Origin of the sequence: Proteiniborus sp. (assembly GCF_040308045.1) — a bacterium.
GTDB lineage: Bacteria > Bacillota > Clostridia > Tissierellales > Proteiniboraceae > Proteiniborus.
This window is the reverse complement of record NZ_JAWRHZ010000064.1, coordinates 12,807-24,463: the sequence shown is the minus strand read 5'-3', so window position 1 is coordinate 24,463 and position 11,657 is coordinate 12,807. Positions and strand designations below refer to the sequence as shown.

Sequence of the window (11,657 nt, the reverse complement as noted above, 5' to 3'; positions counted from 1 at the left end):
CTCCTTCGTTTATATTAACTTATTTACTCATAATTTACTTGACTGATTTTTTGTAACAAGGCATTTAACTTTTCTAATCCCAAAATAATATCATCAAAAGATTCTTCAGTCTCATGCCTAATTTGCCGTGAAAATTTTTCATTTAATGCTTTATCTATTTCTAGTACAATCTCTTTTCCCTTTTCAGTTAGATCTATCTTTACCACTCTCTCATCATCTTGATCTCTGACACGTTCTAAAAGCTTTTTATTTTCAAGTTTTTTGCACATGGCAGATATATTTGCTCCTGCCATTCTTATGCTACCTGCTAAGCTTCCTACTGTATGAAAACCAGACTGATGCAATTCCATAAGAATCCTTACTTGCATCATTGTCAGTCCATAATGTTCACATATAGGGCTAAAGGCATTACTTATGTTATCTGTTATTTTCCTTGTATAATCTAAAATATTGTTTTTAAATTCAGATACATTCATAGTACTCCTCCATAAAATATATTATGTATTAATTATATATAATATATTTTATACTTAAGATAGTCAATATATAAATTGATTTTATCCCGAAACTTATTTAAGTTACTACAAACAAAAATACCTAGATAATAAAATATGCGACAAGTGTCCAAAAATATCACTTATCGCATATAATAATATGATTTATCTGACATATTTTTAGTAAAACATGCCCATAGCACCAGCCAATAAAACAATAATCGCAAACGCCATTCTATATATTGCAAATACTCTCATTGGCCTTTTCTTTAAATATGAAATAAATTTGTTAATCACTGCTAAAGCTACTATAAATGATACTAAAAAACCAACAGCAAGAGAAATTATTTCTAAAAATGTAAGGCTAGATATTCCACCAATTTTTAAGAGTTTTAAAAAGCTCATTCCCACCATAACTGGAATTGCTAAGAAAAATGAAAATTCTGCAGCTGCAACAGTAGAAAGTCCCGATACCCATCCACCAATGATTGTTGAAGCTGATCGTGACATTCCTGGAATTATAGCTAAGCATTGAAATAAACCTATTATCCATGCCTGCCTTACTGTCACATTAAGTTCTTGTTGTTTTGAACGATTGTTTCTAAATCTCCTTTCGGCATATATCATCCATATACCACCCAAAAACAAGGTTATAGCTACAGATATTGGAGTAAATAAATATTTATCCGCTAAATCGTCTAGTAATACCCCCAAAATACCTCCTGGTATACAAGCAATAAATATCATAAACCAAAACTTAAATCCTGATTTTTCATATCCGACTTTTTGTGGAAAAAAATTTACTATACTATCTTTTATTTTTTTCCAATAAAGTATAACTACTGCTAATATTGCTCCTAGTTGTATAACGTATGTGTACATTTCAACATATTTTGGGTTTGCTCCATTAAATCCAATTAAATTTCCAAAAATAATAATATGTCCCGTGGAAGATACAGGTAAAAATTCTGTGACCCCTTCAACAATTCCTAATATTATAGATTTTATTATTAAAGATACTATTTCCATCTAATCACCTTTTTCTAGATTTATTGTTTAACTCAATTGCTTATATTTTATTTGTTTAATGTCCACTTTAGTAAAATAGGCTATAGTTGCAATGAATCCAAGTATGGATGTAACAAAAATTGAAGAATAAGAATATATTTGTAGATTTTCATAATAAATTATATCATAAGAGAGCATTTTATATCACAAATACTTTTTACTTTTTAACTAATAAAAATTCTCTTGTGTTTCTTTTATTATATTCATAGAAAATATGTTTCAAAAAAGCTGCAATTTCTATTTTGTCTTAGCTGTTAGAAAAGTCTTCTTATAATCATTGTAAGTCCTAAAATAGCTAGTGGAATAACAAGGACGACACCAATAATAGAATAGTATCATATAAAATTATATTTCTATCTATCTCCTGAATTCACTCTATTACCATTTTAGGATATAAGAAAAAGGAATGAACATTTTCACTCCCTTACTTTGAATTACTTTTTTCAATTAGTAATCTAATGATTTTTTATGCTATCTTTTCTTTTACCCTCATAAACGCCTTAATAATCTCATTTACTATTAGTGGAATTAAAGCAAAGAATATGACTAACCCCCAGTCTCTTAAGCTTAGATTATGAACACCAAATGCATTTGCAAGGAATGGTACTGAAATAACTCCAAGTTGCAATACAATTCCTACAATTATTGCACCAATTAGGTACTTATTAGTAAATAGTCCAACTTGGAATATTGACTTCATAGAATTTCGCATTGTCAATGAATAGAATAACTGTGAAGCAGCCAATACAACAAATGCCATTGTACTAGCATAAGTTATTACATATTCAGGTATATCTTCTGTACCTAAGCCATATCCATGCTCTGTTAAACCAAAGTAGAATGCTGCTAGTGTCAATACACCTATTAAAATACCGCCAATAACTGCCCTAGTTCCTGCTCCTTCAGCAAAGAAGCTTTCTTTAGGATCTCTGGGCTTCTTCTTCATAACATCCTTATCTCCAGGGTCAACACCAAGGGCAATTGCTGGTAAAGTATCTGTCATAAGATTAATCCAAAGTATTTGAGTAGCTGTAAGTGGTACTGGCCAATCGAATAGTATTGAAGCTAGTATTGTAACAACTTCTCCTAAATTACAGGATAACAGGAATATTACAGCCTTCTTTATATTACTATAAATATTTCTACCTTCTTCAATAGCATGAACAATAGTAGTAAAGTTATCATCTGTAAGAATCATATCACTAGCACCTTTGGAAACATCTGTACCCGTAATACCCATAGCGACACCAATATCAGCATATTTTAGTGAAGGAGCATCATTAACACCGTCACCAGTCATGGACACTATATTTCCATGAGATTTATAAGCTCTAACTATTTTAACCTTATGCTCAGGAGAAACCCTAGCAAACACTCTATAATTGTTTATTTTTCTTGAAAATTCCTCATCTGACAATTCATCTATTTCTGCACCTGTTAAGCTCTGTTCTATAGTTTCTGCAATTCCAAGCTCTTTAGCTATTGCAACAGCAGTATTTCTATGATCTCCAGTTATCATTATAGGAGTTATGCCTGCTTGCTTCGCCTTGCTTATTGAATCCTTTACCTCTATTCTTGGCGGGTCTATCATTCCAACTAATCCTATAATTGTCAAATCCTTTTCCATTTCCTCAGGATTTATTATACTAGTTGTATCCTTAAAAGCAGCACCTAGTACCCTAAGTGCGTCATCTGACATTTCCTCTGCCATCTTTAAGTACTTTTTCTTCATCTCATCAGTTAGCTGCACAGCTTTTCCATCTACAAGAGCATGAGATGAAATCTTTAATAAATTATCAATTGCACCTTTAGTATGAACTCTATATCCATTTCCTTCTTTATTCAAAGTAGACATTAGCTTTCTATCTGAATCAAAAGGTTTTTCGCTAATTCTATTATATTTTGAATTCAAATCACTTTTTGTAAGATTATATTTATGGCCTAATACTACTAAGGCTACTTCTGTAGGGTCTCCAGTACTTTCCCCATTTTCAAAGGTGGCATCTGAACACAAAACTAATGTTTTAATTAACTCAGCTTCATCTTTATCAGCCTCAAATCTTGTTTCTGTAGTAGGTACACCTTTTAGATTGTTTAGTGTATAATTTTTAACTACTGTCATTTTATTTTGAGTAAGAGTTCCAGTTTTATCAGAACATATGATGTTTACAGAACCTAGTGTTTCAACTGCTGGTAGCTTTTTAACTATGGCGTTGATTTTAGACATTCTTGTAACTCCAATTGCTAATACTATCGCAACTATAGCAGCCAAACCTTCAGGTATTGCCGCTACTGCTAAGCTTATTGCAATTAAGAACATATTAAATAAGTCCCTTTTTTGGAACAAAGCAATTACGAATATTAGTACGCAAATTCCAATTGCTAAAAACCCAAGAACCTTACCAAGCTCCTCTAGTCTTTTTTGAAGAGGAGTCATTTCTTCATTATCCTCATCAAGTATTTTAGCTATTTTACCTATTTCTGTTTCCATAGCTGTTGCAACTACAACCCCTTCACCTCTACCGTAAGTAGCAAGTGTAGACATAAATGCCATATTTGATTTATCTCCTATAGGGGTCTTTGGATCTCCATGAATATCATTTGCATCCTTATCTGTAGGTACAGATTCACCAGTTAAAGCAGATTCTTCTATTTGAAGGTTGGCGCTTTCAATTAATCTAATATCTGCTGGTATATATCTACCTGCATCTATAATTATTATATCTCCTGGTACTATTTCCTCTGAGTTTGTTTCTTTTACTTCCCCATCACGTCTTATAAGGGTTTTTGGTGTTGTCATCTGCTGCAATGCTTCAATTGCTTTTTCTGCCTTATACTCTTGTACTACACCTATTACTGCATTAAGTATAATAACAGAAAGAATTATTATTGCATCCACATATTCTCCAATTACAATTGTTATAACTGTTGCACCTAAAAGAACATAAATTAACATATCCTTTAGTTGTTCAAAAAATAATGAGGTTAAGCTTTTTTTAGGTTTTCCTTTTAATTTGTTCTCTCCGTACTTCTTAATTCTAGAATTAGCCTCCTCAGTAGACAGTCCCATTTTAGGGTTTACATTGAGTTCTCTAAGTACTTCTTCTTGTGATTTTGAAAACCACATATTTATTCACTCTCCTTCCTTTGTTTGCAAGTGCATTTTATTAACTTCTAATATTAGTAGATATATTGTCACTTTATTATTTCCAATAGGTTATACCTATGCACTCTTATTCAGTTTATTATACCCACCTCCTCATAATAAATTGAGTTTAGTTAAAAAATCTAAAAACAAGCAAAAAAACCTTTAGCAGTATTTTATCTCGAAAGATAAAATATCGCTAAAGGTCTTACATCTTTGACACATCAAAGGATAAAGCCAGGTAGTATTGTTAGTCCTACCGGTTGTTGACTTTATCACCTATACTAGGCAGTTACTCCCCTTTAACAGGTATATGTTTCTTTAATTAATATGTGATTAGAATATCATTTTTGCTACAGAAACGCAATAATTATTTTAATTAGAGGACTACTTTCCGTAGAATTGATAAATTTTTACTTACATATATAATGTATAACGCTGATTAAAAGACACTCTCAGTGATTATTTTACTAACCTACAATCTTTATTCTTTTACCATTTATTTATTATATATTCCTCATTCTCATCTTTATGCAAAATTTTTTCTGTTACATAGGCAATGGCTACAATACTAAACAAATTAAACACTAATCTTATAATAGCAAACTTTATTTTCATGGATGAAGCTTCAAACAATAACAAAGAAATTTTGGTAGTAGACCATGTACCGAGCATAATCAAAGCATTAGATAGCTTGCTTCCTTTTTTCAGTAGTACGCCTGCAACAGGAAAAGTAGCAATAATTACTCCTAGCCAGCCAGATTCGTTTCCTAATAGCAGTGAAATATGCTCAGTAGTTAGAATAGCAAGAGCAAAACCTATATGGAAGTAGACAGTGCAATAAAAGCAAAAAAGTACAAAGTAAGTGTCATTATCTGTCCTCCTTAATAAATTTGGATTCGCCAAACTTTCAAGATATTTTAATTCTTTCTTCGCTTTCATAAAAGATATCTTTTTTTCCTACACCTTTTTCTACAAGTATATTGTAGCTGTCTTTAATCATATTTTTAGAACCACACATATACACTTTATATCCCTTTATATCCATATCTTGCAACGCATCAGTTACATATCCTTTTTTAAGCTTACTTGCTTTATCTCTTGAAACAACTGGAATATAATCAAATATCTCATACTCTTTATCTAACTTTTTGAAGTAATCATGATATAAAAGCTCCTCTTCATATCTTTGTCCTGCTAGAAGCTTAATATTCTTTATTTTAGGATAATTCAATAAAGCGTCTTTAACTAATGCAATAAAAGGTGTTATACCTATGCCATTAGCAATAAATAAGACTTTTTCAGCTGAAGAAGAAAGTACTAGTTCATTACCCATAGGTCCTTCCAGCTCTACAAGGTCTCCAATTTTGAAATAATCAAATATTTTTCCTGTTCCGTACCCATTATCAACTTTTTTGATTATCACACTAAGCTTTGAACTATCTTCATTGTATGATGATATCGAATATGCTCTATATGCTCTAGGTTCATCTTGAATTTTGATTAATATGAATTGTCCTGCCTTATAATCAACTTTCTTAGGAAATTCAAAAGAAAATACATATTCTTTGGTTTCTTTATTTAATTCCTTAATATCAATAATTTTTGCCTTTACTTTTTTACGAAATTTATAACCTTCTGTGGAAGTTACTTTTCTAATTTCAATAGCATCCCTTACATTCTCAAGAGATAAAATTCCTGCTGGACAATTTTCAACACAAGTTGAGCATTTGATACAGTTAATATTATCAAATTGATTATTATCAGAAAACTCCAAGTAAGGTGTTAACTGAAAAGGACAAACCCTTGCACACTTACCACAGGTATGGCACTTTTCTTGACTTGAAATAGTAATCTTTTTCTCAATGTTTTTAGCAATACCCAATGCTTTTCCTAATTTATAAGATATTTTCTGTATTGTTCCCATAGGGCAGTATTGACACCAACTTCGAGAGTTTATTAATATTGCCAATATACCTCCTAAAACTAAAACCATTAAATAGGTATTAGAAAATAAGTATCCTAATTTATCCATAAAATCATAAGTTCCCCATACTCTAGATACTTTTATTATTTTTCTTGTAAAGTTTGCCATAAAGAAGATAAAGAATCCAATTACAATGACCCTAGATTTCAAAAAACTTGGAATTTTTTTATTCCTGCTAATAGGCAATATAACTTTATCAAATAGACTTCCATGGGGACAAAAATTTCCACACCAGTATCTACCATTAAAAAATGATGTAATAGTTAGACCTAGCATAATAAAAACAACGCTTAAACCTAATTTAGGTTCCCATTGTCCACCGATAGCTACAAGAACTGTAAGTATCCAAGCATATTTTCTAATAGGACTAAAAGCACGATTTGTTTTGATATAGTAGTTATTTAAGTTTTCCATAAGAACCTCCTAAATTTATATTAACTAATTCATTTATAGATATACCCCCTGCGGGTATATAGTAAGTATACTCAATTAACTTCAACTTGTAAATAGTTAATTTTACTAATCTAAATTTTTTAGCAGTAGAATATTTGTGTTATTTTCTCTCCATTGCATTTAATTATCATAAGTAAAACAGTATCTTCTTTCTACCCTTCAGGCTCTTTGACAATATCTCGCATTTTCATATTATCCTATCCTTCCTTTGATGTTATCCTTAAAAGTGATGGATGACTTTATTCATACACTTTATTCTATTATTGATATAATAATAGAACTAATAGTACAAGCTAATTTTCAAGTAAGTCTATGACATTATAAAAGCCTTGTATAGATAATATTATCCACACAAGGCTTTTATTCTTTTGGATAGTAATGCTGAAACATGTTTACACCAAAGTACGTTTTAGAAATTCTCTAGTTCGTTCTTGTGTTGGATTATTGAAGATTTGCTCAGGGCTTCCTTCTTCTGCAATAACTCCTTTATCCATAAATACTACACGGTCCGCTACTTCTTTTGCAAATCCCATTTCATGAGTTACTACTAGCATAGTAAGCCCTGTTCCCGCAAGTTCTTTCATAACCTTAAGAACTTCTCCTACCATCTCAGGGTCAAGAGCTGATGTTGGTTCATCAAACAGCATAACATCAGGTTCCATAGAAAGCGCTCTGGCAATGGCCACACGTTGCTTTTGTCCTCCTGATAATTGTTTTGGTTTTGCATTAATATACTGATCCATTCCAACAACTTGTAAATATTTCATAGCTACTTTTTTAGCTTCTTCTTTAGTACGTTTTAGCACTTTTATTTGTCCCACTATACAATTACTTAAGACATCATGATTATTAAATAAGTTAAATTGCTGAAATACCATACCTAGTCTTGTACGATATGAATATATATCATGCTTGTCATCTAATATATTTTCACCTTTATAAATAATTTGGCCACCGCTTGGCTTCTCTAAAAGATTAACACAGCGAAGAAGAGTTGATTTACCAGAACCAGATGAGCCAATAATACATACTACTTCTCCCTTATTTACTGAAAAGTTAATATCCTTTAACACTTCATGAGTTCCAAAGGATTTACTTAAATGTTGAATATCAATTACTTTCTCCATACTTTAACTCCTCTCTCCAATGCTAATTTAAGCCCAATTTTTAGTTCTTCTCAGGATATTTTCAGGTGTATCTACCTGCATTTGATTAGCATACATAATGTAATTGTCTGGGCCATCTAATTTCCTTTCGATATAGCGTAAAATTCTTGTTACTGTAAATGTCATTATAAAATAAAGAACACAAGCAACAAAGAATGATTCAAAAAAGTGAAAATTATTTCCTGCAACTGATTTTGTCTGAAAATACAATTCCGTTACACCAATTACATTAAGTACCGAAGTGTCTTTAATGTTGATTACAAATTCATTACCAGTTGCTGGTAATATATTACGAATTACTTGTGGCAATATGACATTAACCATAGTTTGAATATGGTTCATACCTATAGCATGAGCTGCTTCAAATTGTCCTTTATCTATAGAAACAATACCTCCACGAATAATTTCTGACATATAAGCACCAGTATTAATTGATACTATAAAGATTGCTGCACCAAGTCTATCCATATCAATACCAAGTGCTTGATATGAACCATAAAATATTACCATAGCTTGTACAATCATTGGAGTTCCACGAAATATTTCTATATAAATTGTAAGAATAGTATTAATAACTTTGAGTACAATTCTTTTTGCTCCATGTTCAGGCATTGGGATTGTACGTACAACTCCTACTATTAAACCAATAATAAATCCTAAAATTGTACCAATCATGGATACGTATAGCGTCATACCAGCTCCACGAATAAACATTGGCCAATTACTTGAAATAATTTTTATTATCCAATCAAAGCTCATCTTTTTCCTCCTTAAAATATTGTTAAACCAGCTGCATCAGAATGCAACTGATTTAACATAATAACTAATTTGCTGCTGGTTGATTTTTTATAGCATCATCCATAATATTTAAACGTTCTTCTTCTGAGATATCTGCTAATACTTCATTGATTTTCTCAGTTAATTCACTATTCTTAGCAAGGCCTACAGCTATAGCAGTATCATCTTCAGATGTAACAAATCCATCTGTAAATTCTACCATTACAAAATTTTCGTTAGCACTTGAAGCACTGATGCCCTCTGGGCGTTCTGAAACATATCCATCAATCATTCCTGATTCTAGTGCCACTCTCATTGCTGGGAAATTATCCATAGCTGGTTGCTTGCTTACACCTTCAATTTGATCAATTACAGAATAGTGAAATGTATTTAATTGAGCTGTTACTTTTGCTCCTTTAAAATCCTGAATGGAAGTAGCTCCCTCATAAGCTCCTCCTTTTTTAACCACCATAACTAAATCTGATTTATAGTAGTTGTCTGAGAAATCGATTGCTTCTTTACGTTCTGCTGTTGGTGACATGCCTGCAATGATAGCATCAATTTTACCTGAAGTTAAAGCTGGTAAAAGACCATCCCATTCAGTTTTAACAATAACTAATTCTTTTCCTAATCCTTCAGCAATTCGCTTAGCAATTTCTACATCATATCCACCTGCATATTCTGCATTGCCATCTATTTTAACGCCTCCATTTGAATCATCCATTTGAGTCCAGTTAAATGGAGCATATCCAGCCTCAAGACCTACTTTAAAAGTACCATCATCAGTTGTGTTTTGAGCTTTTACCTCATTTGAACTGCTACCTGTCCCACATCCTGTTAAAAATACAATTCCTAATAATGAAATTATTGCAAATAGTGATATTTTTTTTCTCATGTTAATTCTCCCTTCAATTATTTATAATTAATATAGTATCTTAACTTTAGAGATTAACTTACCACTTGCTATACGAGTTGTGCGTTGTTCTAAGTAAACAAAAAAAGACCTGAGATGAACTCAGGTCCTTATATACGTAATAATACCTTATTCCCCTCCTTTTCCCAAAATGAGATAGCACAACCCAATAAACCGGGAAAGTTTATTGAGACAGTCCTGCAGCTCTTAACTGCAGACCCAGCAAGTAATACTGAGAATATTACAAGCTTCGGCAATATTTCCTTCTCTTTAGCATCATAGCTTTCTCATGCTCCACTAAAGACTGTTAAATACTGCGCCTCTACCTCACCTGTGAAAGTGAGGTCTTATTAAATTATGTTTTTCATTATACAACAATACATCACAACTGTCAAATTTATTTTTAAAATATGAAAAAGATATAAGCCGATATAAGCCATTCCTTCTATCTTTTATGACATTATCAGTTAGTTGGAACATAATCATGATCAACGATTATTACTGAGTGATAATTAGGATTAAACTCATAGATTTTATCAGATATAAGCTTAATCAGTTCATCATCGCTCCATTGAAAATCAAAAGGAACCACCACATCAAAAATTAGGTTAGAGTGGCTCACACCCCATACAACTCTAAAATCATGCATTCCTATTTGTGGCGACAAGTTTTTAAGGATATATTCTACTTCATCTCTCAACCTATCGGTTCTTGGATCATTAGTAACAACAGGATCAAGGTGAATCACCAAATTTATGCCTTCATCATTTAGAAAATCGCGCTCAATATTATCAATAATGTCATGGCTAACCATAATATCATTTTCAGCTGAAACCTCACAATGCACAGATGCAAAGCATTGTCCTTCGCCATAGCTATGTACTGTCAAATCATGTAGACCTATAATACCATCATAGCTTAAAATTTTGTTATATATTTTATCTACCAATTCCTTTGTTGGTGCTGTACCAATTAGCGGACTTATGGTTTCTTTAACAAGACCCACTCCAGATACTAGAATAAATAAAGCAACTACAACACCCATATATCCATCTAAATTAAATCCAGTCAAATAAGTTACAATAGTGGCAATTAGCACAGCAGATGTTGAAAGAATATCATTTCTGCTATCAATAGATGTTGCAATAAGAGTTGTAGATTTTATTCTTTTCCCTATTTTTCGGTAAAACATACTTTGCCAAAACTTTATCATAATAGAAACAACTAAAACAAATACAGATATTATGCTGAACTTAGTCGCTTGCGGATTAATTATCTTACTGATAGAGTTTATAATAAGCTGTAATCCTAAAACTAATATGATAAAGGATACAATCAATCCAGAAACGTATTCCATACGCTTATGCCCATAAGGATGATTTTCATCTGCTGGTTTACCAGAAATTTTAAAGCCAATCAATGTAATAATTGAAGATCCAGAGTCTGACAGGTTATTAATAGCATCTGCAGTGATGGAAATACTGTTAAAAACTATTCCAGCAATAATCTTAATTAGAAATAGCAATAAATTAGATGCAATACCTGCAATGCTAGCAAATTTACCATAACTTTCACGTACTCTAAAATTAGAAGTATTTTGGTAGTCTTTAATGAATAATTTAATTAATAAATTTGTCAAAACTACACCCCTATT

General features: G+C 31.6%; 9 protein-coding genes and 1 riboswitch. All 9 genes read right to left on the bottom strand.

The window, feature by feature from the left end; all coding sequences use genetic code 11:
• Window positions 1-23: 23 nt before the first annotated feature.
• The gene (locus ABV008_RS14325; RefSeq protein ID WP_352420519.1) at window positions 24-476 is read right to left on the bottom strand and encodes a MarR family winged helix-turn-helix transcriptional regulator; all 453 of its coding nucleotides are present in this window, start codon (window positions 474-476) and stop codon (window positions 24-26) included.
• A gap of 198 nt (window positions 477-674) precedes the next feature.
• The gene (locus ABV008_RS14320) at window positions 675-1,523 is read right to left on the bottom strand and encodes an undecaprenyl-diphosphate phosphatase (protein ID WP_352420518.1); all 849 of its coding nucleotides are present in this window, start codon (window positions 1,521-1,523) and stop codon (window positions 675-677) included.
• A 505-nt stretch (window positions 1,524-2,028) separates the two neighbouring features.
• Window positions 2,029-4,689, bottom strand: coding sequence for a cation-translocating P-type ATPase (locus ABV008_RS14315; RefSeq protein ID WP_352420517.1), 2,661 nt, complete (start codon window positions 4,687-4,689; stop codon window positions 2,029-2,031).
• Between the two features lie 510 nt (window positions 4,690-5,199).
• Window positions 5,200-5,649 (bottom strand): hypothetical protein, encoded by a 450-nt coding sequence (locus tag ABV008_RS14310; protein WP_352420516.1) that lies wholly within the window; start codon window positions 5,647-5,649, stop codon window positions 5,200-5,202.
• Window positions 5,618-7,108 carry a 4Fe-4S binding protein gene (locus ABV008_RS14305; RefSeq protein WP_352420515.1) on the bottom strand — a complete coding sequence of 497 codons (1,491 nt, stop codon included), beginning with the start codon at window positions 7,106-7,108 and terminating at the stop codon, window positions 5,618-5,620. Before ABV008_RS14305 ends, ABV008_RS14310 begins: the two co-directional genes overlap by 32 nt.
• Before the next feature lie 431 nt (window positions 7,109-7,539).
• Window positions 7,540-8,274 (bottom strand): amino acid ABC transporter ATP-binding protein, encoded by a 735-nt coding sequence (locus ABV008_RS14300; protein WP_352420514.1) that lies wholly within the window; start codon window positions 8,272-8,274, stop codon window positions 7,540-7,542.
• Between the two features lie 27 nt (window positions 8,275-8,301).
• A complete protein-coding gene (locus ABV008_RS14295; RefSeq protein WP_352420513.1) occupies window positions 8,302-9,072 on the bottom strand; it encodes an amino acid ABC transporter permease in 771 nt (256 codons plus the stop codon).
• 64 nt (window positions 9,073-9,136) lie between these two features.
• A complete protein-coding gene (locus tag ABV008_RS14290) occupies window positions 9,137-9,985 on the bottom strand; it encodes a transporter substrate-binding domain-containing protein (protein ID WP_352420512.1) in 849 nt (282 codons plus the stop codon).
• Window positions 9,986-10,152: 167 nt separating this feature from the next.
• Window positions 10,153-10,336: riboswitch (Lysine riboswitch) on the bottom strand.
• A gap of 130 nt (window positions 10,337-10,466) precedes the next feature.
• Window positions 10,467-11,642, bottom strand: a complete 1,176-nt coding sequence (locus ABV008_RS14285) for a cation diffusion facilitator family transporter (protein ID WP_352420511.1) — start codon at window positions 11,640-11,642, stop codon at window positions 10,467-10,469.
• Window positions 11,643-11,657: the final 15 nt, after the last annotated feature.

Bases quoted from the DNA above. Each gene is read 5' to 3' on its own strand.
- ABV008_RS14325 (WP_352420519.1), bottom strand. From the start codon at position 476: ATGAATGTATCTGAATTTAAAAACAATATTTTAGATTATACAAGGAAA.
- ABV008_RS14320 (WP_352420518.1), bottom strand. From the start codon at position 1,523: ATGGAAATAGTATCTTTAATAATAAAATCTATAATATTAGGAATTGTT.
- ABV008_RS14315 (WP_352420517.1), bottom strand. From the start codon at position 4,689: ATGTGGTTTTCAAAATCACAAGAAGAAGTACTTAGAGAACTCAATGTA.
- ABV008_RS14310 (WP_352420516.1), bottom strand. From the start codon at position 5,649: ATGAAAGCGAAGAAAGAATTAAAATATCTTGAAAGTTTGGCGAATCCA.
- ABV008_RS14305 (WP_352420515.1), bottom strand. From the start codon at position 7,108: ATGGAAAACTTAAATAACTACTATATCAAAACAAATCGTGCTTTTAGT.
- ABV008_RS14300 (WP_352420514.1), bottom strand. From the start codon at position 8,274: ATGGAGAAAGTAATTGATATTCAACATTTAAGTAAATCCTTTGGAACT.
- ABV008_RS14295 (WP_352420513.1), bottom strand. From the start codon at position 9,072: ATGAGCTTTGATTGGATAATAAAAATTATTTCAAGTAATTGGCCAATG.
- ABV008_RS14290 (WP_352420512.1), bottom strand. From the start codon at position 9,985: ATGAGAAAAAAAATATCACTATTTGCAATAATTTCATTATTAGGAATT.